This is a genomic window from Paracidovorax anthurii, from assembly GCF_003269065.1.
Taxonomy (GTDB): Bacteria; Pseudomonadota; Gammaproteobacteria; order Burkholderiales; family Burkholderiaceae_C; genus Paracidovorax; species Paracidovorax anthurii.
The window spans coordinates 44,019-69,864 of sequence record NZ_QLTA01000005.1 but is presented as its reverse complement, the minus strand read 5'-3'; the positions used below and the strand labels follow the sequence as shown (position 1 = coordinate 69,864).

General features: G+C 67.0%; 22 protein-coding genes, 1 tRNA gene and 1 other RNA gene. 19 read left to right on the top strand and 5 right to left on the bottom strand.

Features of this window, described 5'->3' with window-relative positions:
- Positions 1 to 33 precede the first annotated feature (33 nt).
- Complete coding sequence (locus AX018_RS04240) at positions 34 to 2,403, bottom strand: arginine/lysine/ornithine decarboxylase (RefSeq protein ID WP_111876065.1); 2,370 nt, start codon at positions 2,401 to 2,403, stop codon at positions 34 to 36.
- 146 nt (positions 2,404 to 2,549) lie between these two features.
- On the opposite strand from AX018_RS04240, the gene AX018_RS04235 reads away from it, so the two are divergent.
- The 3 genes from AX018_RS04235 to AX018_RS04225 all read left to right on the top strand — a co-directional run bounded on the left by AX018_RS04235 (position 2,550) and on the right by AX018_RS04225 (position 4,096).
- A complete protein-coding gene (locus AX018_RS04235; protein WP_111876064.1) occupies positions 2,550 to 2,981 on the top strand; it encodes an NfeD family protein in 432 nt (143 codons plus the stop codon).
- A gap of 46 nt (positions 2,982 to 3,027) precedes the next feature.
- On the top strand, positions 3,028 to 3,942 hold the full coding sequence (locus tag AX018_RS04230; protein WP_111876063.1) for an SPFH domain-containing protein: 915 nt from the start codon (positions 3,028 to 3,030) through the stop codon (positions 3,940 to 3,942).
- 64 nt (positions 3,943 to 4,006) lie between these two features.
- Positions 4,007 to 4,096 (top strand) — tRNA-Ser (locus tag AX018_RS04225).
- A gap of 161 nt (positions 4,097 to 4,257) precedes the next feature.
- Here the strand turns inward: AX018_RS04225 and ssrA are convergent.
- From ssrA to ompA, 4 genes are all read right to left on the bottom strand, one after another.
- Positions 4,258 to 4,636, bottom strand: a transfer-messenger RNA (tmRNA) gene (gene ssrA / locus AX018_RS04220).
- 13 nt (positions 4,637 to 4,649) lie between these two features.
- Complete coding sequence (locus AX018_RS04215; RefSeq protein ID WP_111876122.1) at positions 4,650 to 5,333, bottom strand: HAD-IA family hydrolase; 684 nt, start codon at positions 5,331 to 5,333, stop codon at positions 4,650 to 4,652.
- Positions 5,333 to 6,049 (bottom strand): bifunctional 2-polyprenyl-6-hydroxyphenol methylase/3-demethylubiquinol 3-O-methyltransferase UbiG, encoded by a 717-nt coding sequence (ubiG, locus tag AX018_RS04210; RefSeq protein WP_111876062.1) that lies wholly within the window; start codon positions 6,047 to 6,049, stop codon positions 5,333 to 5,335. Before ubiG ends, AX018_RS04215 begins: the two co-directional genes overlap by 1 nt.
- An 80-nt stretch (positions 6,050 to 6,129) precedes the next feature.
- Entirely contained in the window at positions 6,130 to 6,792 is a 663-nt protein-coding gene (gene ompA / locus AX018_RS04205) for an outer membrane protein OmpA (protein WP_111876061.1), read from the bottom strand.
- Between the two features lie 233 nt (positions 6,793 to 7,025).
- Here ompA and gyrA point away from each other — a divergent pair, with 233 nt between their 5' ends.
- From gyrA to mnhG, 16 genes are all read left to right on the top strand, one after another.
- Complete coding sequence (gyrA, locus tag AX018_RS04200; RefSeq protein WP_111876060.1) at positions 7,026 to 9,689, top strand: DNA gyrase subunit A; 2,664 nt, start codon at positions 7,026 to 7,028, stop codon at positions 9,687 to 9,689.
- Positions 9,690 to 9,790: 101 nt separating this feature from the next.
- Entirely contained in the window at positions 9,791 to 10,900 is a 1,110-nt protein-coding gene (serC, locus tag AX018_RS04195) for a 3-phosphoserine/phosphohydroxythreonine transaminase (protein ID WP_111876059.1), read from the top strand.
- 52 nt (positions 10,901 to 10,952) lie between these two features.
- Positions 10,953 to 12,053 (top strand): prephenate dehydratase, encoded by a 1,101-nt coding sequence (pheA, locus tag AX018_RS04190; RefSeq protein ID WP_111876058.1) that lies wholly within the window; start codon positions 10,953 to 10,955, stop codon positions 12,051 to 12,053.
- Between the two features lie 17 nt (positions 12,054 to 12,070).
- Entirely contained in the window at positions 12,071 to 12,961 is an 891-nt protein-coding gene (locus tag AX018_RS04185) for a prephenate dehydrogenase (RefSeq protein WP_111876121.1), read from the top strand.
- Complete coding sequence (locus tag AX018_RS04180; protein WP_111876057.1) at positions 12,961 to 15,000, top strand: bifunctional 3-phosphoshikimate 1-carboxyvinyltransferase/cytidylate kinase; 2,040 nt, start codon at positions 12,961 to 12,963, stop codon at positions 14,998 to 15,000. The genes AX018_RS04185 and AX018_RS04180 overlap by 1 nt, the downstream gene beginning before the upstream one ends.
- 155 nt (positions 15,001 to 15,155) lie before the next feature.
- Complete coding sequence (gene rpsA / locus AX018_RS04175; RefSeq protein ID WP_111876056.1) at positions 15,156 to 16,844, top strand: 30S ribosomal protein S1; 1,689 nt, start codon at positions 15,156 to 15,158, stop codon at positions 16,842 to 16,844.
- 106 nt (positions 16,845 to 16,950) lie between these two features.
- Entirely contained in the window at positions 16,951 to 17,304 is a 354-nt protein-coding gene (locus AX018_RS04170) for an integration host factor subunit beta (RefSeq protein ID WP_281269532.1), read from the top strand.
- A gap of 97 nt (positions 17,305 to 17,401) precedes the next feature.
- Positions 17,402 to 17,731 carry a LapA family protein gene (locus AX018_RS04165; RefSeq protein WP_111876054.1) on the top strand — a complete coding sequence of 110 codons (330 nt, stop codon included), beginning with the start codon at positions 17,402 to 17,404 and terminating at the stop codon, positions 17,729 to 17,731.
- Entirely contained in the window at positions 17,721 to 18,878 is a 1,158-nt protein-coding gene (gene lapB / locus AX018_RS04160) for a lipopolysaccharide assembly protein LapB (protein WP_111876053.1), read from the top strand. The genes AX018_RS04165 and lapB overlap by 11 nt, the downstream gene beginning before the upstream one ends.
- Positions 18,879 to 18,910: 32 nt before the next feature.
- The gene (locus AX018_RS04155; protein ID WP_111876052.1) at positions 18,911 to 19,216 is read left to right on the top strand and encodes a ComEA family DNA-binding protein; all 306 of its coding nucleotides are present in this window, start codon (positions 18,911 to 18,913) and stop codon (positions 19,214 to 19,216) included.
- A gap of 102 nt (positions 19,217 to 19,318) precedes the next feature.
- Positions 19,319 to 22,285, top strand: a complete 2,967-nt coding sequence (locus AX018_RS04150; protein ID WP_111876051.1) for a monovalent cation/H+ antiporter subunit A — start codon at positions 19,319 to 19,321, stop codon at positions 22,283 to 22,285.
- A complete protein-coding gene (locus tag AX018_RS04145) occupies positions 22,285 to 22,650 on the top strand; it encodes a Na+/H+ antiporter subunit C (RefSeq protein WP_111876050.1) in 366 nt (121 codons plus the stop codon). Before AX018_RS04150 ends, AX018_RS04145 begins: the two co-directional genes overlap by 1 nt.
- Before the next feature lie 46 nt (positions 22,651 to 22,696).
- On the top strand, positions 22,697 to 24,505 hold the full coding sequence (locus tag AX018_RS04140) for a monovalent cation/H+ antiporter subunit D (RefSeq protein ID WP_111876049.1): 1,809 nt from the start codon (positions 22,697 to 22,699) through the stop codon (positions 24,503 to 24,505).
- On the top strand, positions 24,502 to 24,996 hold the full coding sequence (locus AX018_RS04135; RefSeq protein ID WP_111876048.1) for a Na+/H+ antiporter subunit E: 495 nt from the start codon (positions 24,502 to 24,504) through the stop codon (positions 24,994 to 24,996). The genes AX018_RS04140 and AX018_RS04135 overlap by 4 nt, the downstream gene beginning before the upstream one ends.
- Positions 24,993 to 25,277, top strand: a complete 285-nt coding sequence (locus tag AX018_RS04130) for a K+/H+ antiporter subunit F (RefSeq protein WP_111876047.1) — start codon at positions 24,993 to 24,995, stop codon at positions 25,275 to 25,277. Before AX018_RS04135 ends, AX018_RS04130 begins: the two co-directional genes overlap by 4 nt.
- Positions 25,274 to 25,648, top strand: coding sequence for a monovalent cation/H(+) antiporter subunit G (mnhG, locus tag AX018_RS04125; RefSeq protein ID WP_111876046.1), 375 nt, complete (start codon positions 25,274 to 25,276; stop codon positions 25,646 to 25,648). The genes AX018_RS04130 and mnhG overlap by 4 nt, the downstream gene beginning before the upstream one ends.
- Positions 25,649 to 25,846: the final 198 nt, after the last annotated feature.

The window sequence follows — 25,846 nt, the reverse complement described above, 5'->3', positions numbered from 1 at the left end:
GGCTTGTCGCGTTGCGGCAGGCAACGGTGCCCGTCAGCCCTCGCCGCCCTTCAACGCAGCACCGGCACCGCTGGATGCCCCCTTGCTGCCACCACGGCGGGCCGGCCGGGATGGCTCCTCCACGACCTGTGCCACGCAATCGGCGTAGTAGCGCACGTTGCCGTTGTCGTCCTCGATCTCCACGAGGCCGTGGATGTCAGTCTCGAAGCCCGGGCACAGTTTGGAGAATTCCCGCGAGAACTTGAGGTAGTCCACGATCTTCTTGTTGAAGACCTCGCCAGGGATCAACAGCGGAATGCCGGGCGGATACGGCGTGATGAGGCTCGTGGTGATGCGCCCTTCGAGGTGGTCGATCTCCACGCGCTCCGTCTTGCGATGCGCGATGAACGCATAGGCATCGCTCGGCTTCATCGCCGGAGTGAGGTCCGAGAGGTACATCTCGGTCGTCAGGCGCGCGATGTCGTACTTGGCGTAGAGCTGGTGCACGTGCTGGCACAGGTCCTTCAGGCCCATGCGCTCGTAGCGCTTGTGCTGCTGGCAGAACTCGGGAAGGATGCGCCACATCGGCTGGTTCTTCTCGTAGTCGTCCTTGAACTGCTGCAGCGCGGCCAGCAGCGTGTTCCATCGGCCCTTGGTGATGCCGATAGTGAACATGATGAAGAAGCTGTAGAGCCCCGTCTTCTCCACCACCACGCCATGCTCGGCGAGGTACTTGGTCACGATGGATGCGGGAATGCCGGTCTTGTCGAACTTGCCGTCCAGGTTCAGGCCCGGCGTGACGATGGTGGACTTGATCGGGTCCAGCATGTTGAAGCCATCGGCGAGTTGGCCGAAGCCATGCCACTTGCTGCCGTTCTTCTTGCCCTTGCCGTCGCTGCGGATGATCCAGTCCTCGGCCCGGCCCACGCCCTCATCGGCGAACTTCTCGGGGCCCCAGACCTTGAACCACCAGTCGTCCTTGCCGAACTCTTCCTCCACCTTGCGCATGGCGCGGCGGAAGTCCAGCGCCTCCAGCAGGCTTTCCTCGACCAGTGCGGTGCCGCCCGGAGGCTCCATCATCGCAGCCGCCACGTCGCAGCTGGCGATGATGCTGTACTGCGGCGATGTGGAGGTGTGCATCAGGTACGCCTCGTTGAAGAGCGGGCGGTCCAGCTTCACGGTCTGCGAATCCTGCACCAGCACGTGGCTCGCCTGGCTGATGCCGGCCAGCAGCTTGTGGATGGACTGCGTGGCATAGACCACCGAATGCCGGGGCCGCGCGCGCTTCTTGCCCATGGCGTGGTAGCTGCCGTAGAACGGATGGAACGCGGCGTGTGGCAACCAGGCTTCGTCGAAGTGCAGGTTGTCGACGTAGCCGTCGAGCATGTTCTTGATGGTTTCGGTGTTGTAGAGCACACCGTCGTAGGTGGACTGGGTGAGCGTGAGCACCCGGGGCTTCACCGTCTTGGCGTCCACGCCCTTGAGCAGCGGATTCGCGCGGATCTTCGCCTGGATCGCGGCGGGCTCGAACTCCGCCTGCGGAATCGGGCCGATGATGCCGAAGTGGTTGCGCGTGGGCTTCAGGAAGACCGGAATGGCCCCGGTCATGATGATCGAGTGCAGGATGGACTTGTGGCAGTTGCGGTCCACCACCACCACGTCGCCGGGCGCCACGGTGTGATGCCACACCATCTTGTTGCTCGTGCTCGTGCCGTTGGTCACGAAGAAGCAATGGTCGGCATTGAAGATGCGCGCCGCATTGCGCTCGCTCTCGCCGATCGCGCCGTTGTGGTCCAGCAGTTGCCCGAGCTCCTCGACCGCGTTGCACACGTCGGCGCGCAGCATGTTCTCGCCGAAGAACTGGTGGAACATCTGGCCCACGGGGCTCTTGAGAAAGGCCACGCCGCCCGAGTGACCCGGGCAGTGCCACGAATACGACCCGTCTTCCGCGTAGTCCAGCAGCGCCTTGAAGAACGGCGGCTGCACGCTCTCCAGATAGCTCTTGGCCTCGCGGATGATGTGCTTGGCCACGAACTCCGGCGTGTCCTCGAACATGTGGATGAAACCGTGCAGCTCGCGCAGGATGTCGTTGGGCAGATGCCGCGCCGTCTTGGTCTCGCCGTGCACGTAGATCGGCACGTCGGCATTCTTGCGGCGCACCTCGGCGATGAAATTGCGCAGGCTCAGCACGATCGGGTCGAGGCCGGAGCCCAGCGTGAACTCCTCGTCATCGATCGAGAGGATGAACGCGCTCGCGCGGCTCTGCTGCTGCGCGAACTGCGACAGGTCGCCATAGCTCGTCACCCCCAGCACCTCGAAGCCTTCGGCCTCGATCGCTTGCGCGAGGGCGCGAATGCCCAGTCCCGAGGTGTTTTCGGAACGGTAGTCCTCGTCGATGATGACGATGGGAAAGCGAAATTTCATGCACAGCCTCCGGGCAATCGGGCCAAAAAACGAAACAGCCGCGAAGTGTAAGGAATATCGATGGCACGCCTTTGAATACGCATCCATTTGACCCAGAATGCGCAAACATTGATCGAAGCCGGCAGGAATCCGTGGGAGGACGCCATATGCAGGAATCCACCATCTGGTGGTTGATGGTCGGGGCCATGGTCGCCGCCGAACTCGTGACGGGCACTTTCTATCTGCTCATGCTTTCCCTCGGCCTTGCGGCCGGCGCTGTGGCGGCGCATCTCGGAATGTCGCTGGCCCTGCAGCTGTCCACCGCGGCCCTGGTGGGAAGCATCGGCGTCGTGGCCTGCCACCAGTTGCGCAAGCGCCGTCCAGGCGCGCAGCCGGCCTCCCGCAACCGGGACGTCAACCTCGACATCGGCGAGACCGTGCACGTGGAGGCCTGGAGCCCGGATGGCACCGCGCAAGTGCGCTACCGGGGGGCACAGTGGGCGGTAGTGCTGCGTGCCGGTGCCGGCGCGGCCTCGGCGCCGGGCTCCTACCAGGTCACAGAAGTCATCGGAAACCGGCTCGTCGTGGACAAGCCGTGAGGCCGAGCCACAGCCCAATACAGACCATCACCACCGCAAGGACACCATGGAAATCGCCCTCGTCATCTTCGTCATCGCCGGCATCTTCATCGCCCGCTCCGTGAAGGTCGTGCCGCAGCAACATGCGTGGGTCAAGGAGCGCCTGGGCAAATATGCCGGCACCCTGACACCCGGGCTCAACTTTCTCGTGCCGTTCATCGACCGCGTCGCCTACCGGCACAGCCTGAAGGAAATCCCGCTCGACGTTCCCAGCCAGATCTGCATCACCCGCGACAACACCCAGTTGCAGGTGGACGGCATCCTGTATTTCCAGGTCACCGACCCCATGCGCGCGAGCTATGGCTCCAGCAACTACATCATGGCGGTCACGCAGCTCGCACAGACGTCGCTGCGCAGCGTGATCGGCAAGCTGGAACTCGACAAGACCTTCGAGGAACGGGACATGATCAATGCGCAGGTAGTCTCCGCCATCGATGAAGCCGCGCTGAACTGGGGCGTCAAGGTGTTGCGCTATGAAATCAAAGACCTGACCCCGCCTGCTGAGATTCTGCGGTCCATGCAGGCCCAGATCACGGCGGAGCGCGAGAAGCGCGCACTGATCGCCGCCTCGGAAGGGCGGCGGCAGGAACAGATCAACATCGCCACCGGCGAGCGCGAGGCCTTCATCGCGCGCTCGGAAGGCGAGAAGCAGGCCGCCATCAACAACGCCCAGGGGGAAGCCGCCTCGATCACCGCAGTCGCGGAAGCCACGGCCCAGGCCATCGAACGGGTGGCCGCCGCCATCCGCCAGCCCGGTGGCGAACAGGCCGTCCAGCTCAAGGTGGCAGAGAAAGCCGTGGATGCCTATGGCAAGGTGGCCGCCGACGCCACCACCACCCTGATCGTGCCGAGCAACATGACCGAGGTTTCCACGCTCATTGCCTCAGCCATGAAGATGGTTCAGGGCACCCACAGGCCCTGAACAAAAAATCGACTGCCCATTTCAGCCCGGAGCACCCAAAGCACTGCTACAATCTAAGGCTTCCGGAGAGGTGGATGAGCGGTTTAAGTCGCACGCCTGGAAAGCGTGTGTGGGCTAATCCCCACCGCGGGTTCGAATCCCGCCCTCTCCGCCAAATTCAAAAAGCGCCCTATGGGCGCTTTTTTGTTTGGATCTTGGATATATTGCATTCGAGCGGATGGCCCTCAAACCATCACCAAAGTTACCATCGACGCCGATTGCACCAAAAAGAAACCCCACCAAGGCAGATTGCCTCGGTGGGGTTTCTCGTATTGGTGGTGGAGCTGGCGGGAATTGAACCCGCGTCCGCAAGCCTTCTTCGAGCAGATCTACATGTTTAGCGGTCTGTTTTGAATCTCGCCTCAGGCACCGCGCAGTCGCACGCTGCGCCAGAGACCAGCACCCTTAGATCTCGCCCAATGCCAAGGTACCCGGCACCAGACCAGCTGATGTGAATAACCTTGCAGCCGGGAGGCCTTGCGACCCCCTTGCCCAGCCCATCAGCGTGCTGTTGCAAGGCTCACCGGTGTTTAAGCGGCGAGTGCGAAACGTTCGTCGTTTGCAGTTGGTTTGTTGAATGCAGATTTACGAGCGCCACTCAAGCTCGACATGCACCACACCGATTCCGAACCCACGTCGAAACCATGACAGCCCCAGAACCCTCTATTTTAGGCTCCAGGAAGCCATTGCAAGAGCTCGAGAGGAAAATTAATCGAATGATGCGCACCCCACAATGACGGCTCTTTCTGCACGCCCAGGTAGCCATACAGCGCGGCCACCGTACCCATGCCTGCAGCGTGGCCCGCAATGATGTCCCGCTCATCATCGCCTACATAGAGGCATTCACCCGGGTCAACACCCAATCTTGAGGCAGCCTCAAGCAACGGCGCAGGATGGGGCTTGGAGTATGGGGTGGAGTCTCCACTGACAATCGCCCCGGCCGTTCCGAAAAGCGGAATTGCCTGGGTCAGGGGCAATGTGAAACGGGATGCCTTGTTGGTCACCACCCCCCAGGGCACACCCTCTTCGACAAGGCGGGCGATCAGGGACTCCACGCCGTCGAACACGGTGGTGCGCTCTTGAATGCAAGCCTCGTAGTTCGCAAAGAATTCTTCCCTCAGGGCCGGAAAGTCCGCATCCTCCGGCGTGATGCCAAAGGCGACGCCAAGCATGCCGCGCGCCCCCGCCCCTGCCATGGAGCGGTACTTCAGCGCTGGCAAGGAAGGCAGCCCACGGTCCGTGCGAAGCTTGTCCGCGGCCGCTGCCAGATCCGGCGCACTATCGAGCAGCGTTCCATCCAGATCAAAGAGCACGGCCCGAACACGGGTCGGAAAGGGCAAGATTCCGCTCATCATGACTCACCACGCCGGGTTGCCAGCATGTAGTTGACGCCCGTATCGCCACTCAACCAGTAGCGTCGCGTGAGAGGGTTGTGTTCCAGCCCCCGCGTATGAAGCACATCCAGGGAAGCGGTCCGGCATGCTGCGGCCAACTCGCTGGGCTTAATGAGCTTTGCATATTCGTGCGTGCCACGGGGCAACATCCCCAGCACATATTCCGCACCGACGATTGCAAGCATGAACGCCTTGGCATTGCGATTGATGGTGGAAAAGAAAACCCACCCTCCTTTTTTCACCAATCGCGAGCATGCTGCCACGACAGAGGCGGGATTTGGCACATGCTCCAGCATTTCCATGCAGGTGACAATATCAAAAGAACCAGGAAGCTCCTCCGCCAATGCCTCCACGCTGATTTCGCGGTACTGGATATTCTGCGTACCAGTTTCCAGGGCATGCAACTGGGCGACCCGCAAGGATTTTGTCGCCAGATCAATACCCGTCACGTGGGCCCCTTTTCGGGCCATGGCATCGGCAAGAATGCCACCGCCACAACCAACATCCAGCACGCGCTGGCCATTCAGCGGAGCCAAGCCATCGATCCACCCCAGCCGCAGCGGATTGATCTGATGCAGCGGGCGGAATTCACTCTCCGGGTCCCACCACCGGTGGGCCAATTCGGAAAACTTGGCCAGTTCGGCCGGATCTACATTCGCGGTGGTGTCGCTCATTCGCAAATTGTGCCCCAAGCTGGATTTGCCATAAAAAAAGCCCCGTTGCCGGGGCTTTTACAGGATGGAACCAAGCGAAATCAGTTGGCGCGGGTACCGACCACTTCGATTTCCACGCGACGGTTCTTCGCGCGGCCTTCCTTGGTCTTGTTGTCGGCCACGGGTTGCTTTTCACCCTTGCCTTCCGTGTAAACACGGTTCTTTTCGATGCCCTTGGACACCAGATAAGCCTTCACGGCTTCAGCGCGGCGAACCGACAGCTTCTGGTTGTAGGCATCGCTGCCGATGGAGTCGGTGTGACCCACGGCGATGATGACTTCCAGGTTCACGTTCTTGACCTTGGAGACCAGATCATCCAGCTTGGCCTTGCCTTCGGGCTTCAGCACGGACTTGTCGAAGTCGAAGAAAGCGTCGGCGGCGTAGGTCACCTTGCTGGCCACAGCGGGTGCGGGTGCGGGTGCCGGAGCGGGAGCAGCAGCCGGAGCAGGAACGGCAGCCGGAGCGGGAGCAGCAGCAGCTTGAGCGACCAGGGCACCATCGCAACCGGCAGCAGCGGTAGCAGGCGTCCAATTGGCATCGCGCCAGCACAGTTCATTCGTGCCGTTCTTCCACACCAGCTCGCCAGTGCCGTTTTGCCAGTTGTCGACGACCTTGCCGCCATCCGCGGCCTTGACTTGTGCACCAGCCGAGGTAGCCAGCACGGCAGAGGCCAACAACATCGCCACTTTGTTCAGTTTCTTCATGGTTCTCCTCTTGGGGAAAAAGCCGCAGCCGCGCTGCGAATATGGACGTCGTCAGTGACCATCACCAAAAACGTTGAATTGATTGTGCCATACGTAACAAGCCAAAGTGCCGGCGCGCGAACCCGCTACCGTAGGACAAAAGCGCTTTAGCCCGGGATGTGTTGCGCACTAGCTACAAGGCGTTGCGCCTAGAATGACCGACCTTCGCCGCCCCGATCCTGATCCAGATATCCATGACCCAGTTCGCCAAAGAAACCCTGCCCATCAGTCTCGAAGAAGAAATGCGGCGCAGTTATCTCGATTACGCCATGAGCGTGATCGTTGGCCGTGCGTTGCCGGATGCCCGGGACGGACTCAAGCCGGTGCATCGGCGGGTGCTGTTCGCGATGCACGAACTGAACAACGACTGGAACCGCCCCTATAAGAAATCCGCGCGCATTGTCGGGGACGTGATCGGCAAGTACCACCCCCATGGCGACAGCGCCGTGTACGACACGATTGTCCGCATGGCGCAGGATTTCTCGCTGCGGCACATGCTGGTGGACGGCCAGGGCAATTTCGGTTCCGTGGATGGCGATGGCGCGGCGGCCATGCGGTATACGGAAATACGCCTGTCGAAAATCGCGCATGAAATGCTGGCCGACATCGACAAGGAAACCGTCGATTTCGGCCCCAACTACGACGGCAGCGAAAAAGAACCGCTGGTTCTGCCCAGCAAGCTTCCCAATCTGCTAGTGAATGGATCGGCCGGCATCGCGGTCGGCATGGCCACCAATATTCCCCCGCACAACCTCAACGAGGTGGTGGATGCCTGCATGCACATGCTGCGCCATCCCGATTCAACGGTGGATGACATCATGGAGATCATCCCCGCCCCGGATTTCCCCACCGCCGGCATCATCTACGGCATCAATGGCGTGAAGGAAGGCTACCGCACGGGACGCGGCAAGGTGGTCATGCGCGCGCGGTGCCACTTCGAGGACATCGACCGCGGCCAGCGCCAGGCCATCATCGTCGATGAGCTGCCCTACCAGGTCAACAAGAAGACGCTGCAGGAGCGCATGGCCGAGCTGGTGCACGAGAAGAAGATCGAGGGCATCAGCCACATCCAGGACGAGTCCGACAAGTCGGGCATGCGCCTGGTGATCGAGCTCAAGCGCGGCGAAGTGCCCGAGGTGGTGCTCAACAACCTGTACAAGCAGACCCAGTTGCAGGACACCTTCGGGATCAACATGGTGGCGCTGGTGGACGGCCAGCCGCGCCTGTGCAACCTGAAGGACCTGATCGTCGTCTTCCTGCAGCATCGCCGCGAGGTGGTGACCCGCCGCACGGTGTTCGAGCTGCGCAAGGCCCGCGAACGCGGCCACGTGCTGGAAGGCCTGGCCGTCGCACTGGCCAACATCGACGAATTCATCCGCATCATCCGCGAGTCGCCCACCCCGCCGATCGCCAAGACCGAGCTGATGAACCGCGCGTGGGACAGCAAGCTGGTGCGCGAGATGCTGACCCGCACGCGCACCGACGGCGGCGTGATCAATGCCGATGACTACCGCCCCGAGGGCCTCGAGCGCGAATACGGCATGGGCCAGGATGGCCTCTACCGCCTCTCCGAAACGCAGGCCCAGGAAATTCTGCAGATGCGCCTGCAGCGCCTGACAGGGCTGGAGCAGGACAAGATCGTCGCCGAGTACAAGGACATCATGGCGGTCATCGAGGACCTGCTGGACATCCTGGCCAAGCCCGAGCGCGTCTCGGCCATCATCGGCGACGAGCTCACGGCGATCAAGCAGGAGTTCGGACAGCACAAGCTCGGCGCCCGCCGCAGCGTGGTCGAGCACAGCGCGCAGGATCTCTCCACCGAGGACCTGATCACGCCCACCGACATGGTGGTGACGCTCTCGCACACCGGCTACATCAAGAGCCAGCCGCTGTCCGAGTACCGCGCGCAAAAGCGCGGCGGCCGCGGCAAGCAGGCCACGGCGACCAAGGAAGACGACTGGATCGACCAACTCTTCATCGCCAACACGCACGACTACATCCTCTGCTTCTCCAACCGCGGCCGCCTCTATTGGCTCAAAGTGTGGGAAGTGCCGGCGGGCTCGCGCGGTTCGCGCGGCCGCCCAATCGTGAACATGTTCCCGCTGCAGGAAGGCGAGAAGATCAACGTGGTGCTGCCGCTCACGGGCGACATGCGCACGTTCCCGGCCGACCGCTTCGTGTTCATGGCCACGAGCATGGGCACGGTGAAGAAGACCGCGCTCGACGAATTCAGCAATCCCCGCAAGGGCGGCATCATCGCCGTCAACCTGGACGACGGCGACTACCTGATCGGCGCCGCGCTCACCGATGGCAAGCACGACGTGATGCTGTTCAGCGACGGCGGCAAGGCCGTGCGCTTCGACGAGAACGACGTGCGCCCGCTGGGCCGCGCGGCACGTGGCGTGCGAGGCATGATGCTGGAAGACGGCCAGAGCGTGATCGCGATGCTGGTGGCAGAAGACGAGACACAGAGCGTGCTGACGGCCACCGAGAACGGCTACGGCAAGCGCACCGGCATCGTCGAATACACGCGCCACGGCCGCGGCACGAAGGGCATGATCGCCATCCAGCAGAGCGAGCGCAACGGCAAGGTCGTGGCGGCGACGCTGGTGCATGCGGACGACGAGATCATGCTCATCACCGACAAGGGCGTGCTGGTGCGCACCCGGGTGGCCGAGATCCGCGAGCTGGGCCGCGCCACGCAGGGCGTGACGCTGATCGCGCTGGACGAAGGCGCCAAGCTGAGCGGGCTGCAGCGCATCGTGGAGAACGACGCGAATGCCCCGGCGGCCGAAGCCGAGGACGGATCGGCAGCCGGCGACCCCTCCGCGGACCCCGAAGCACCCGCCGGCGAATGAACCCGGTGCGGAGAGAGCAGATCCGCACCCATTTGCTACATTTTCAATAGCAGCATGCCCAGCAAAATGGCCGACATGCTCCCGATTTGATGCCTGAACCGATGAACCGCCCCTACAACTTCTCCGCCGGCCCGGCCGCCATCCCCGCCGAGGTCCTGCAACAGGCCGCCGCCGAAATGCTGGACTGGCACGGCAGCGGCATGGGCGTGATGGAGATGAGCCACCGGGGCAAGGAGTTCCTCTCGATCTACGAGCAGGCCGAGGCCGATCTGCGCGAGCTTCTCGCCGTGCCGAAGGAATTCAAGATCCTCTTCATGCAGGGAGGCGGCCTGGCCGAGAACGCCATCGTTCCGATGAACCTCTCGCGGGCCGCGACGGTGGACGTGGTGGTGACCGGCAGCTGGAGCCAGAAGTCGCTGAAAGAGGCGCGCAAGTACGCGGCCGAGGTGCACGTCGCGGCCTCGGCCGAGGACAGCGGCTTCACCACCCTGCCCGATCCGGCGGGCTGGCAGCTGAGCCGGGGAGCGAGCTACGTGCACGTGTGCAGCAACGAGACGATCCACGGCATCGAATTCCATGAGCTGCCCGACCTGCGCGCGCTCGGCAGCGATGCGCCGCTGGTGATCGATTTCTCGTCCCACGTCGCCTCGCGCCCCGTGGACTGGTCGCGTGTCGGCCTCGCGTTCGGCGGCGCGCAGAAGAACCTCGGCCCCGCCGGCCTCACGCTCGTCGTGGTGCGCGAGGACCTTCTCGGGCACGCGCTGCCCATCTGCCCCAGCGCGTTCGACTACAAGGTGGTCGCCGACAACCAGTCGATGTTCAACACGCCCCCCACCTGGGGCATCTACATCGCGGGTCTGACCTTCCAGTGGCTCAAGCGCCAGCGCGAAGGCGAGCTGACGGGCATCGCCGCCATGGAGCAGCGCAACATCGCCAAGGCCGAGCGCTTCTACCGCTTCATCGACGAGTCGCAGTTCTACGTGAACAAGGTCGCGCCGAATGCCCGCTCCCGCATGAACATCCCCTTCTTCCTGCGCGACGAGTCGCGCAACGAAGCCTTCCTCGCGGGGGCCAGGGAACGCGGCCTGCTGCAGCTCAAGGGCCACAAGTCCGTGGGCGGCATGCGCGCGAGCCTCTACAACGCGATGCCGCTCGCGGGCGTCGAGGCGCTCGTGGCCTACCTGCAAGAATTCGAGCGGCACAGCGCCTGACGCGGCGAGCGCGTCCAAGCCCCCCCCGCCGCCCGCAGCTCCCGATCGATCCATGTCCACCTCTCCCCAAGCCTCTCCCGATCTCGCGAGCCTGCGCGTGCAGATCGACAACATCGACCAGCAACTGCTGACCCTGCTGAACCAGCGCGCGCTGGTGGCCGAGCGGGTCGGCGAGATCAAGAAGCGCGAGGGCACCCCGTTCTTCCGCCCGGACCGGGTGGCGCAGGTGATCGAGAAGGTCCAGTCCGCCAACCCCGGCCCGCTGAAGGGCGCGCACGTGGCGGCGATCTGGCGCGAGATCATGTCGGCCTGCCTCGCGCTGGAATCCCCCCAGCGCGTGGCCGTGCTGGGTCCCCCGGGCACGTTCTGCGAGCAGGCCGCCGTCGAGTTCTTCGGCGGCGCCGCCGACCTCATGTATTGCGCCAACTTCGACGAGGTGTTCCACGCCACGGCGGCCGGCAGCGCGCAGTACGGCGTGGTCGGCGTGGAGAACTCGGTGGAAGGCGTGGTCACGCGCTCGCTCGACCTGTTCCTGCACACGCCCTGCCATGTGGTGGGCGAGGTCAGCCTGCTCGTGCGCCACAACCTGCTGCGCCTCTCCAACTCCCTGGACGGCATCGAGGTCGTGCTGGCCCACCCGCAGGCACTGGCCCAGTGCCAGGCCTGGCTGTCCAAGCACCTGCCGCACGCGGAGCGCCGCCCCGTGTCCAGCAATGCCGAGGGCGCGCGCCTCGCCGCGGGCAATCCCGCCTGGGCCGGAATCGCCAGCGAGCGTGCCGGCGCGCAGTTCGGCCTGCACCTGGTGGCCCACGCGATCCAGGACGACGCCTACAACCGCACGCGCTTCGCGGTCATCTGCCTGCCGCACACCCTGCAGACGCCGCCGGCCTCGGGCAAGGATTGCACCAGCCTCGTGGTGTCGGTGCCCAACCGGCCCGGCGCGGTCCATGACCTGCTGGTGCCGCTCAAGACCCACGGGGTCTCGATGACCCGCTTCGAGTCGCGCCCGGCCCGCACCGGGCAGTGGGAGTACTACTTCTACATCGACCTCGACGGCCATTCGAGCCAGCCGAACGTGGCCAAGGCCCTGGAAGAGCTGCGCGCGCTGTGCGCGTTCTACAAGGTGCTGGGCGCCTACCCGGTGGCATCGTGAGCGGCGCAGACACCCCGGTGTTCGAGCAGCTCGGCCTCATCGGCTGCGGGCTCATGGGCGGATCGTTCGCCCTGGCCCTGAAGAAGGCCGGGCTCGTGAAGCGCGTCGTCGGCTACAGCAAGTCTCCCTCCACCACCGACCGCGCGCGCCAGATGGGTGTGATCGACGTCGAGGCCCCTTCCGCCCTGCTGGCCGTGGCGGGCGCCGACATCGTGCTGCTGGCCGTGCCGGTCGCCGCCACGGAATCCACGCTCAAGGCAATCAAGCACCTGGTCACCCCGCAGATGCTGGTCATGGACGTGGGCTCGACCAAGTCCGACGTGGTGCAGGCGGCGCGCGGGGCACTGCGCGACCAGATCGGCTCCTTCGTGCCCGCCCATCCGATCACCGGCCGCGAGGTGTCCGGCGTGGAGTACGCGGAGGCCGATCTTTACTCGGGGCGCCAGGTCATCCTCACGCCGATCGAGCGCACGCTCACGAACCACCTGCGCAAGGCCGAGGCCGTCTGGCGCGCCCTCGGCTGCCGCGTGCACAGCATGTCGCCCGAGTCGCACGACGCCGCCTTCGCGGCGGTGAGCCATCTGCCCCATCTGCTGGCCTTCGCCATGATGAACAGCGTCAACGCACAGCCACAGGGCGACGTGTTCCTCTCGCTGGCCGGCCCGGGCTTTCGCGACTTCACCCGCATCGCCGCGAGCGACCCCAAAGTGTGGCGCGACATCCTCCTGGCCAACCGCGAAGAGATGCTCGCCCAGTCGCGCCATTTCGCGCAGGCGCTCCAGCAGCTGGAGCGGGCGATGCAAAAGGGCGATACCCAGGCGCTCGAAGACCTCATCACGCTGGCCAGCGAAACCCGCGCCCACTGGCGCATGGGCGCGCAGCGCTCCTCCCCGCACTCGTCCTCCTGATGTACAGCACCGCGTTTCTCGACCTTCCTCCACTCGCTTCCGCTACCGGGTCCGTGCAGTTGCCCGGCTCCAAGAGCATCTCGAACCGCGTGCTGCTGCTGGCCGCGCTGAGCGAAGGCACGACGGACGTGCACGATCTGCTGGCCTCGGACGACACCCGCGTGATGCTCGACGCCCTGCGCGAGATCGGCTGCGGCGTCGATGAGAGCGGCGCAGCGCAGGGCACGGTGCGCATCACCGGGCTGGGCGCCTCGCCGGCGCACACGCCCGCCCGGCTCTTCCTGGGCAACGCGGGCACCGCCATGCGCCCGCTCACCGCGGCGCTGGCGCTGCTGGGTGGCGAATTCGAACTCTCGGGCGTGCCACGCATGCATGAGCGGCCCATCGGCGATCTGGTCGAGGCCCTGCTGCAGCTCGGCTGCCGCATCGAGTACCTGGGCAACCCCGGCTACCCCCCCTTGCACATCGCGCACGCGCAGGGCGTGCCGCCCCTCGCCCTGGACACGCCGGTCCGCGTCCGGGGCGACGTGTCCAGCCAGTTCCTGACGGCGCTGCTGATGGCCCTGCCCCTCGTCGCCCGCGAGCAGGACGTGGTGATCGAGGTCGTGGGCGAACTCATCTCCCGCCCCTACATCCACATCACCCTGCAGTTACTGGAGCGCTTCGGCATCCGCGTGCACCACGATGCCTGGCAGCGCTTCACCATCCCGGCCGGCAGCCGCTACCGCTCCCCCGGCAGCATCCACGTGGAGGCCGACGCCTCCTCTGCTAGCTATTTCATAGCACTCGGCGCAATGGCGACGCCGACATGCGAAGAAAAACCCCTGAAAATCCTCGGCGTGGGGCTGGACTCCATCCAGGGTGACATCCGCTTCGTGGAGGCGGCCCGCGCCATGGGCGCCGAGATCACGGGGGGGCCGAACTGGCTCGAAGTCCGCCGCGGCGCGTGGCCGCTGCGGGCGATCGACCTCGACTGCAACCACATCCCCGACGCCGCCATGACGCTCGCCGTGATGGCGCTCTACGCCCAGGGCACGACCACGCTGCGCAACATCGCGAGCTGGCGGGTCAAGGAGACGGACCGCATCGCCGCCATGGCGGCCGGGTGCCGCAAGCTCGGCGCGGTGGTCGAGGAAGGCCCCGACTTCCTGCGCGTGACCCCCCCCGCCACCCCGGGCCACTGGCGCGCGGCCAGCATCCACACCTACGACGACCACCGTATCGCGATGTGCTTCTCGCTCGCGGCGTTCAACCCGGCCGCGCTGCCCGTGCGGATCGAGGACCCGAAGTGCGTCGCGAAGACCTTCCCGGACTACTTCGAGGCCCTGTTCTCCGTGGCCCGGACACCCACCGAGCACATCCCCGTGATCTGCATCGACGGCCCCACGGCCTCCGGCAAGGGCACGGTCGCGGCGGCCGTGGCGCAGCGGCTGGGCTACCGCTTCCTCGACTCGGGCGCCATGTACCGCATCACCGCGCTGGCGGCGCAGCGCGCGGGCCTGGGCATCGACGCCGCGCACCAGGACCGCATCGCCGCCCTCGCCCGCGGCCTGCCCGTGCGGTTCGAGGGTGGCCGGATCTGGCTGGGCGAAGACGACGTGACGGATGCCATCCGCACGGAGGAAGCCGGCATGAACGCCTCCCGCGTCTCGGCGCTGCCACCCGTGCGCGAAGCACTCGTGGCGCTGCAGCACGGCTTTCGCCGGCTGCCGGGCCTCGTGGCCGACGGCCGCGACATGGGCACGGTGATCTTCCCCGGCGCGCCGCTCAAGGTCTATCTCACGGCCAGCGCCGCCTGCCGGGCGGAGCGGCGGCATAAACAATTGATTTCAAAGGGAATTTCGGCTAGCATCGACGATCTTCGCGCCGACTTGGAGGCGCGCGACGCCCGGGACAGCTCCCGCGCCGTCGCGCCCTTGAAGCCCGCGCAGGACGCACTGGTACTGGACAACTCCGCGCTCACGGTCGAAGAGGCCGTCGAACAGGTGCTTGTCTGGTGGCAGCAACGACAGCCCTTCGCGACCACCGCGCAGGGCTGACCCGGCCCGCAAGGCTCCCTCCGCGCTCGCTGCGCACGGCCTTGCGGATTTTTGCAATCTGACCGCGGCCCCGAGCCGCACGAAACCTCCGCAGGCGACGATAGAAACGTCGGCAATGGTGCCGCCGGAAACGCGCTTGCGGATCTAGGAAATACATGTCTGAATCTTTTGCCGCCCTTTTTGAAGAGTCGTTGACGCGCACCGAAATGCGCCCAGGCGAAGTCATCACCGCTGAAGTCGTGCGCGTCGAGCACAACTTCGTCGTGGTGAACGCCGGCCTCAAGTCCGAAGCCTACGTGCCCCTGGAAGAGTTCAAGAACGACAAGGGCGAAGTCGAAGTCCAGGTGGGCGATTTCGTCTCCGTGGCCATCGGCTCGATCGAAAACGGTTACGGCGACACCATCCTGTCGCGTGACACCGCCAAGCGCCTGGCCTCGTGGCTCGCGCTGGAAAAGGCCCTGGAATCCGGCGAATTCGTCACCGGCACGACCAGCGGCAAGGTCAAGGGCGGCCTCACGGTCCTGGTCAACGGCATCCGCGCCTTCCTGCCCGGTTCGCTGATCGATACGCGTCCGATCAAGGATCTGACGCCGTACGAGAACAAGACCATGGAATTCAAGGTCATCAAGCTCGACCGCAAGCGCAACAACGTGGTGCTGAGCCGCCGCGCCGTGGTGGAAGCCTCCATGGGCGAAGAGCGCGCCAAGCTGATGGAAACCCTGAAGGAAGGCTCCATCGTGCAGGGCGTGGTCAAGAACATCACCGAATACGGTGCGTTCGTGGACCTGGGCGGCATCGACGGCCTGCTGCACATCACCGACATGGCATGGCGCCGTGTCCGCCACCCCTCCGAGGTGGTCACCGCCGGCCAGGAAATCACGGCCAAGATCCTCAAGTTCGACACCGAGAAGAACCGTGTCTCGCTGGGTCTCAAGCAGATGGGCGACGACCCCTGGCTGGGCGTGTCGCGCCGCTACCCCTCGGGTACGCGCCTGTTCGGCAAGGTCACGAACATCGCCGACTACGGCGCATTCGTCGAACTCGAACCCGGCATCGAAGGCCTGGTCCACGTGTCCGAAATGGACTGGACCAACAAGAACATCGCTCCTTCCAAGCTCGTGTCGCTGGGTGACGAAGTCGAAGTCATGGTCCTCGAGATCGACGAAGACAAGCGCCGCATCAGCCTGGGCATGAAGCAGTGCAAGGCCAACCCGTGGCAAGAGTTCGCACAGAACACCAAGCGCGGCGACCGCGTGAAGGGCCCGATCAAGTCGATCACCGACTTCGGCGTGTTCGTGGGTCTGGCCGCCGGCATCGACGGCCTGGTGCACCTGTCCGACCTGTCGTGGAACGAAGCCGGCGAAGCCGCTGTCCGCAACTACAAGAAGGGCCAGGAAGTCGAAGCCATCGTGCTGGCCGTGGACGTGGACCGCGAGCGCATCTCCCTGGGCATCAAGCAGCTCGACGGCGACCCGTTCACCACCTTCGTGACGGTGAACGACAAGGGTCAGACGGTGACCGGCAAGGTCAAGACCGTGGACGCCCGTGGCGCCGAGATCGACCTGGGCGAAGACATCGTGGGCTACCTGCGCGCCTCGGAAATCTCCCGCGACCGCGTGGAAGATGCCCGCAACGTGCTGAAGGAAGGCGACGAAGTGACGGCCGTGGTGGTGAACGTGGATCGCAAGACCCGCAACATCCAGCTGTCGATCAAGGCCAAGGACGCCGCCGACCAGCAGGAAGCCATGGCTTCCCTGTCGCAGCAATCGGCCCGCGAAAGCGCCGGCACGACGAGCCTGGGCGCCCTGCTGCGCGCCAAGCTGGACAACAACTCCGACAAATAATCGGACCCAGCCGCCCGCAAGGCAATGGAGGACCACGCACCCGCGTGGCCGCGAGCGGCGGGCGCCTTGTGCGCCCGCCGCTTTTTTACAAGCGCGAATTCCCACGATCCACGCACCGCATCCCATGACCCGATCAGACCTCGTCGAAGAATTGGCCGCCCGTTTCGGCCAGCTCACCCAGCGCGATGCCGAAGCCGCCGTCAAGACCATCCTGGATGCCGTGAGCGATGCCCTGGTGCGGGGACACCGCATCGAGATCCGGGGGTTCGGCAGCTTCTCGGTCAACCGCAGGCCTCCGCGCATGGGACGCAACCCGCGCAGCGGCGAGGCGGTGCACATTCCCGAGAAGCGCGTGCCGCACTTCAAGCCCGGCAAGGCGCTGCGCGAGGCCGTGGACCGGCGCTCGGCCGAATTGGGCATCGGTGGCACGAAGGCCGACGAGGCTCCCGAGAAGCCGTAGCGCGCCGCACCCCAGGATCACCCACGGACACCCGCCCGCCCCAGGGCTTTGTGCCACGGGCCTGCCCGTAGAATCGCCCCACCCACTGGGGAGACGCATGAAATACTTCCTGTGGCTGCTCAAGGCAGCCATTTTTTTTACCCTCTTCGCCTTCGCGCTGAACAACCAGCAGGACGCGACGGTGCATTTCTTCTTCGGCACGCAATGGCGCGCACCGCTCGTGCTGGTCGTGCTGGCCGCGTTCACGCTCGGCGTGGCGGTCGGCGTGCTGGGCATGGTGCCGCGCTGGTGGAAGCACCTGCGCGCCGCGCGCCGCGCGGAAGCCGCGCTGCCGGCAGCGCCGGCCGCCACGGCGGCGCCCTCGCCCGCCGCGCCCCCCGCCCCGACCGTCGATCTGCAGCAACAGCCCCCCCTCCATGGAATTTGATCTGAGTTGGCTCCTGCTGGGGCTGCCCCTGGCCTTCGTGCTGGGCTGGCTCGCCTCCCGGTTCGACCTGCGGCAATTGCGCGAAGAGAACCGGCGGGCCCCCAAGGCGTATTTCAAGGGGCTGAACTACCTGCTCAACGAGCAGCAGGACCAGGCCATCGATGCGTTCATCGAGGCCGTGCAGAACGACCCCGACACGTCGGAGCTGCACTTCGCCCTGGGCAACCTGTTCCGCCGCCGCGGCGAATACAACCGGGCGGTCCGCGTCCATGAGCACCTTCTGTCGCGGGGCGACCTGAGCCGTTCGGACCGCGAGCGCGCGCAGCATGCGCTGGCGCTCGATTTCCTCAAGGCCGGCCTGCTGGACCGCGCGGAGGATGCCCTGCAGCGGCTGGAGGGCACCCCCTTCGAGACCCAGGCCCGCATGGCGCTGCTGGCGATCTACGAGCGCTCGCGCGACTGGCCCCAGGCCACCGCCATCGCGCGCAAGATGCACGGGTCGCACCAGGGCGACTTCAGCACGCGGCAGGCGCACTACCTGTGCGAGCAGGCGCTCGCGCGCGCCGCCCAGGGCGAGCAGGAGGCCGCGCAGGCCCAGCTCAATGAGGCCGTCGCCACGGCGCCCCATGCGCCCCGCCCGCGCATCGAGCTGGCGCGCCTGCAGCACCGCCGGGGACAGGCGGAAGTCGCCCTGGCCACGATGCGGGAGCTGGCGCAGCAGGCCCCCGGCTCGCTACCGCTCGCGGCGCCGCTGCTCATCGAGCTGGCGGGCGCGACGGGCCGGCGCGCGGAGGTGTACCAGCTGCTGCAGGACCACTACGCCCGCGCGCCGTCGCTCGACGTGCTCGATGCCATCGTGGCGATGGACACGGCCTCGGGCGAGCCCGGCCGCGCACCGCGCGACTGGTACGCGCGCCACCTCGACAAGGAGCCTTCGCTGGTGGCGGCCGCCAAATGGCTGGCCCAGGAAAAGCTGGAGCACGAGGAGTTCCACCCGCAGGTGCAGCGGGCGCTGGACCAGGCGGCCAAGCCGCTCACGCGCTATCGCTGCGCGGCCTGCGGCTTCGAGGCGCGGCAGCATTTCTGGCAATGCCCCGGCTGCCAGAGCTGGGACAGCTACCCGGCGCGGCGCGTCGAGGAACTCTGAACCGGGGCCGGCGCGGCCGCAGGAGGACACGCATGCCCATCGACCGCATCCGCTGGCTCGCCCTCGCCGTGCTCCTGCCGGCAGCGCAGGCCGCCTGGGCGGCGACCGACGTGAACACCGCGTCCGTCGCCGAACTGGACGGCATCAAGGGCATCGGCCCGGCGATGTCCCGGCGCATCCTGGAGGCACGGGCACGTGCGCCCTTCGCGGACTGGCCGGATCTCGTGGCCCGGGTTCCGGGCCTGGGCCGCCAGACGGCAGCGAAGCTCTCCCATGAAGGGCTCACGGTCAACGGCACCGCGCTTCCTCCACCGCCCGCCGACGCTCCCGCCCGCTGAAAACACCCCGTCTGGCGACCCGGCGCACGGCGCCGATACACCGGAGTTTGCTCGGGTTTTCATAGCGGATTGCGCGGACCTTCCCCGTAGAATGGTCCGCACATGCCCCTGATCCTCCTCGTCCTCCTGCCCTTCATCGGCAGCCTGCTGGCGGCCGTGCTGCCGACGAACGCGCGCAACACCGAGTCCACGCTGGCCGGTGCGGTCGCGCTGTTCTGCGCGGTGCAGGCGGCGCTGTACTTCCCCGACGTGATGGCGGGCGGGGTGGTGCGGCAGGAGATCGCGTGGCTGCCCGCGCTGGGGCTGAACCTCGTCGTGCGCATGGACGGCTTCGCCTGGATGTTCAGCATGCTGGTGCTGGGCATCGGCTCGCTGGTGGTGCTCTACGCGCGCTACTACATGTCGGCCGCCGACCCGGTGCCGCGCTTCTTCTCGTTCTTCCTGGCGTTCATGGGCGCCATGACCGGCGTGGTGCTGTCGGGCAACCTGATCCAGCTGGTGTTCTTCTGGGAGCTGACCAGCCTGTTCTCGTTCCTGCTGATCGGCTACTGGCACCACCGCAAGGATGCGCGCAGCGGCGCGCGCATGGCGCTCACGGTGACCGGCACCGGGGGGCTGTGCCTGCTGGCCGGCGTGCTGGTGCTCGGGCACATCGTGGGCAGCTACGAGCTGGACCACGTGCTGGCGGCGGGCGAGCTGGTGCGCGCCCATGCGCTCTACCCCGTGGCGCTGGTGCTGATCCTGCTGGGCGCGCTCACGAAGAGCGCGCAGTTCCCCTTCCATTTCTGGCTGCCCAACGCCATGGCGGCGCCCACGCCCGTGTCGGCCTACCTGCACTCGGCCACGATGGTGAAGGCCGGCGTCTTCCTGCTGGCGCGGATGTGGCCGGTGCTGGGCGGCACCGAGCCGTGGTTCTGGATCGTGGGCGGCGCCGGCGTGTGCACGCTGCTGATCGGCGGGTACGCGGCCATGTTCCAGCACGACCTGAAGGGGCTGCTGGCGTATTCGACCATCTCCCACCTGGGCCTCATCACGCTGCTGCTGGGCCTCAACAGCCCGCTGGCGGCCGTGGCGGCGGTGTTCCACATCATGAACCACGCCACGTTCAAGGCCTCGCTCTTCATGGCGGCGGGCATCGTGGACCATGAAAGCGGCACGCGCGACATCCGGCGCCTCTCGGGCCTGCGCAGGATGATGCCCGTCACGTCCACGCTCGCGATGGTGGCCAGCGCCGCAATGGCCGGCGTGCCGCTGCTCAACGGCTTCCTGTCCAAGGAGATGTTCTTCGCGGAGACCGTCTTCCTCCAGGCCTCGCCCTTCGTCGCGGCCGGGCTGCCCGTGGCGGCCACGCTGGCGGGCGTGTTCAGCGTGGCGTATTCCCTGCGCTTCACGGTGGACGTGTTCTGGGGCCCGCGCGCGGACGACCTTCCCCGCGAGCCGCACGAGCCCCCGCACTGGATGCGCGTGCCGGTCGAGCTGCTGGTGCTGGCCTGCCTGGTGGTGGGCGTGCTGCCCGCATGGTCGGTGGGCCGCTACCTGGACGCCGCCGCGCTGCCCGTGGTGGGCGGCACGCTGCCGGAGTTCAGCCTGGCCATCTGGCACGGGTTCAACACGCCCTTCGTGATGAGCCTGATCGCGCTGGCCGGCGGCACGGCGCTCTACCTGCTGCTGCGCCGGCAGCGCGAGGCGGGGCGCATCGATGCCGCGCCGCTCATCTACCGCGTGAGCGGGCGCCGCATCTTCGAGGTGCTGCTGACCTGGCTCACGCTGGCCGGCTACCGCGGCCGGCGCATGCTGGGCACGCCGCGCCTGCAGTGGCAGATGCTGTGGCTGGTGTGCGCGGCGCTGGTGGCCGGCACGCTGCCGCTCTGGATGCGCGGCCTGCAGCTGGGCGACCGGGGCACGCTGCCGCTGTCGCCGGCGTTCGTGCTGCTCTGGGCGGTGGGCTCGGCGTGCGCCGTCGCGGCGGCGTGGCAGGCCAAGTACCACCGGCTCGCGGCGCTCACGCTGCTGGGCGGCGCGGGGCTGTGCACCTGCATCACCTTCCTGTGGTTCTCGGCGCCCGACCTCGCGCTCACGCAGATCGTGGTGGAGATCGTGACCACCGTGCTGGTGCTGCTGGGCCTGCGCTGGCTGCCGCGGCGCGACGAGCGCCTGCGCGCCATGGCGCCGCCGGTGGGGCTGCCGCGCCTGCGCCGCGCGCGCGACCTGCTGATCGCCCTGCTGGCGGGCGGGGGCATGGCATGGCTGGCCTTCGTGATGATGAGCCGCCCCTTCCCGGAGAGCACCTCCACCTTCTTCCTGGAGCGCGCGCTGACCCAGGGCGGCGGCACCAACGTCGTGAACGTGATGCTGGTGGACTTCCGCGGCTTCGATACCTTCGGCGAGATCGTGGTGCTGGGCATCGTGGCCCTGACGGTCTATGCGCTGCTGCGGCGCTTCCGCCCGGCGCGCGAGACCATGGACCTGCCCGAGCAGCAGCGCAACATGCCGGCCGACCTGCAGACCGACCTGCTCAATCCGCGCAACGCCGCCGACACCGCCGTGGGCTACCTGATGGTGCCCGCCGTGCTGGTGCGCCTGCTGCTGCCCTTCGCGGTGCTGGTGTCCTTCCACATGTTCATGCGGGGGCACAACCAGCCCGGCGGCGGCTTCGTGGCGGGGCTGGTGCTGTCGGTGGGCCTGCTGCTGCAGTACATCATCTCGGGCACGCAGTGGGTGGAGGCGCACCTGGCGCTCTACCCGCGCCGCTGGATCGCCACCGGGCTGCTGTTCGCGCTGGGCACGGGGCTGGGCGCGCTCGCCTTCGGCTATCCGTTCCTGACCAGCCACACGGCCCACCTGCACCTGCCGGTGGTGGGCGACGTGCACGTGGCGAGCGCGCTGTTCTTCGACATCGGCGTGTTCTCGCTGGTGGTGGGCGCGACGCTGCTGATGCTCACGGCCATCGCCCACCAGTCGGTGCGCGGCCACCGCTACCACGCGCGGCTGGCCGAGGAAGAGCACGAAGCCCAGGCCGCGGCCGACGCGCCGCCCCACGAACCCGCCGCCCCCGGAGGAACCCGCTGATGGAAATCGTTCTCGCCGTCGCGATCGGCGTGCTCGCCGGCTCGGGCGTGTGGCTGGTGCTGCGCCCACGGACCTACCAGGTCATCATGGGGCTGGCGCTGCTGTCCTATGCGGTGAACCTGTTCATCTTCAGCATGGGCCGCCTGGGCCTTGCCGTGGGCAAGGAGCCGGTGCTGGTCGAGGGCGTTCCGCAGGATCTGCAGCACTACGCCGACCCCATGCCGCAGGCGCTGGTGCTCACGGCCATCGTGATCGGCTTCGCGATGACCGCCCTCTTCCTCGTGGTGCTGCTGGCCTCGCGCGGGATGTCGGGCACCGACCACGTGGACGGATCGAGCTCGCGCGACGTGCAGGAGATGCCATGACCGGCCTGCGCGCAGCCCACCGACACCGCCATCGCGAGGCCGGCCGATGAGCGCCCTGTCCCACGCCCTGTTCCAGGCCCCGCTCTCGCAGGCGATCCAGGCGCTGATGCCGCACCTCATGCTGGTGCCCATCATGCTGCCGATGCTCACCGCGGCGCTGATGCTGCTGCTGCGCGAGGAGCGCCAGCGGCTCAAGCTGGGCATGAACATGCTCTCCACGCTGCTGGGCCTGGTCGCGGCGCTGGCGCTGCTGTACTGGACGCACCGGAGCGGCCAGCCGGCCACCCTGGGCGTCTACCTGCCGGGCAACTGGCCCGCGCCGTTCGGCATCGTGCTGGCGCTGGACCGGCTCTCGGCCCTCATGCTGGTGCTCACGAGCAGCGTGGCGCTGTGCGCCATCGTGTTCGCGGCAGCGCGCTGGCACCGCGCGGGGGTGCATTTCCACCCGCTCTTCCAGTTCCAGCTCATGGGGCTGGCGGGCGCCTTCCTCACGGCCGACCTGTTCAACCTGTTCGTGTTCTTCGAGATCATGCTGGCGGCCTCCTACGGGCTGCTGCTGCACGGCTCGGGGCGGGTGCGCGTGCACGCGGGGCTGCACTACATCGCGATCAACCTCGCGGCCTCGTCGCTGTTTCTCATCGGCGTGTCGATGCTCTACGGCATCACCGGCACGCTGAACATGGCCGACCTCGCCCAGACCATCCCGCTGGTGGCCGAGGCCGACCGGGGCCTGCTGCACACGGCGGCGGGCATCCTGGCCACGGCCTTCCTGATCAAGGCGGCGGTGTGGCCGCTCAACTTCTGGCTGGTGCCGGCCTACCGGGCTGCGAGCGCCCCGGCCGGCGCGCTCTTCGCGCTCATGACCAAGGTGGGCATCTACACCATCCTGCGGCTGTGGACGCTCATGTTCGGCGCCGAGGCCGGGGCATCGGCGCACTTCGGCAGCCTCTGGCTGATCGGCGGCGGGATGCTCACCATGGCCTTCGGCGCGGTCGGCATGCTGGGCTCGCAGCGCATCGGCACGCTGGCGGGCTACGCGGCGGTGCTCTCCTCGGGCACGCTGCTGGCGGCCTCGGGCTTCGGGCAGAACCTGCTCACGGCGGGCCTGCTCTACTACCTGCCCAGCTCGACGCTCGCCGTCGCCGCCCTCTTCCTGCTGGCCGACCTGATCGACCGCTGGCGCAACGACGGCGCCACGCTCGCGCCGTACGAGCTGGACGACGACGCGCCCTTCCTCACCTCCGAACTCGTGCCCGCCGAGCGGCTGAACCTCGACGAGCACGAGATGGTGCTGGTGGGCCGCGTCATTCCCGCGGCGGCGGCGTTCCTGGGCCTGGCCTTCCTGCTGTGCACGCTGGTGATCGCGGGGCTGCCGCCGCTCTCGGGCTTCGTGGGCAAGTTCGCGATGCTCACGGCCCTGCTCAATCCGCTGGGGCTGGCCCAGACGGGGCCCGCGGCGGGCAAGGCCGGGTGGGCCTTGTTCGCCCTGCTGATCGCCACCGGCCTGCTGGCCCTGCTGGCGCTCACGCGCACCGGCATGCGGCACTTCTGGACCACGCACGACCGCCCGCCGCCGCAGTTGCGCGTGCTCGAAGGCGTGCCCATCGCGCTGCTGCTGGCCGGCTGCGTCGGCCTCACGCTGAAGGCCGGCCCGGTGATGGACTTCACCCAGGCCACGGCCCATGCGCTGCACGCCCCGGGCGGCTACATCCAGGCGGTCATGTCGGCCCGCCCGCTGCCCGGCCCCGCAACCCCCGAGGCCGTGGGCGCCGGCGCGGGCACGCGCCGGGTCGCCGACATGGCCGAGGCCGCGGCCGCCGAGGGCGCCGCCGCGAAGAAGGAGGCCGCGCCATGATGAAGCGTCTTTTCCCCGCGCCGCTGCTGTCGGTGGCCCTGGCGGGCATGTGGCTGCTGCTCAACCAGTCGCTCGGCGCGGGGCAGCTCATCCTCGCGGCGCTGGTGGGCGTGTGCATCCCGCTGCTCACGCGCGGCCTGCGCCCGCTGCCGGTGCGCGTTAGGCGCCCGGGCACGGTGCTGCGGCTGGCCCTGTCGGTGGTGGTGGACACCACCGTCTCCAACCTGAGCGTGGTGCGCTTCCTGGCGTTCCCGTCGCGGCGCCGGCACCCCTCGGGCTTCGTGCAGATCCCGCTGGACCTGCGCGACGCCAACGGCCTCGCCGTGCTGGCCGTGATCGTGTGCATCACGCCCGGCACCTCCTGGGCCGAGCTGTCGCTGGACCGCTCCGTGCTGATGCTGCACGTGCTGGAGCTGGACAACCCCCAGGACGTGATCGACCAGGTCAAGCAGCGCTACGAGCGCCCCCTGATGGAGATCTTCGAATCATGACGACCAGCCCCGTGCTCTCCTGGGCCCTGCCCCTCGCCCTGGCCATGCTGGCGCTGGCCATCGTGTGCGCCCTGTTGCGCATGCTCAAGGGCCCCTCCGCGCAGGACCGCGTGCTGGCGCTCGACTGCATGTACCAGAGCGGCATGCTGGCCATGCTGGTGCTGGGCATCCACCAGGGCAGCAGCCACTACTTCGAGGCCGCGCTGCTGATCGCGCTGCTGGGCTTCGCCAGCTCCACCGCCATGGCCAAGTTCCTGCTGCGCGGCGAGGTGATCGAATGACCGGCGCGCCGCTGCCGCTGTGGGCCGAGATCGCCGTGGGCGTGCTGGTGCTGGCGGGCGCCGCCATCGCGCTGCTGGGCTCGCTGGGCCTGCTGCGCCTCAAGACGTATTTCGAGCGCGTGCACGCGCCCTCGATCATCGCCACCATGGGCTGCTGGTGCATCATGCACGGCACGCTGATCTACTTCTCGGTGTCGGGCCGGGGCCTCGCGCTGCACCCGGTGCTGATCGCGCTGTTCGTGGCCGTGACGGTGCCCGTGACCAATATCTTCCTGATGCGCGCGGCCCTCTTCCGCGACCGGCGCGCGGGCCGGAACGTGCCGCCGAGCCTCAGCCGCCTCACGGACGAAACGCCCGGGCGCGACTCCTGAGCGCGGCGAGCGGCCGCTTCCGCCCGCGCCGCCAATTGCTACCAAATAGATAGCAAACTATTCAGCAAATTCGGCGATATGGAGGCATTCCGGGCTGAATCCGGACGGCCGATGCCTCCAGGGCCCGGCCGGCGGGCCCGCCACACGCCGCCCGGTCCGCACGGGCCAGCGCGCTCGCATGCCGGATTCCACGGTACG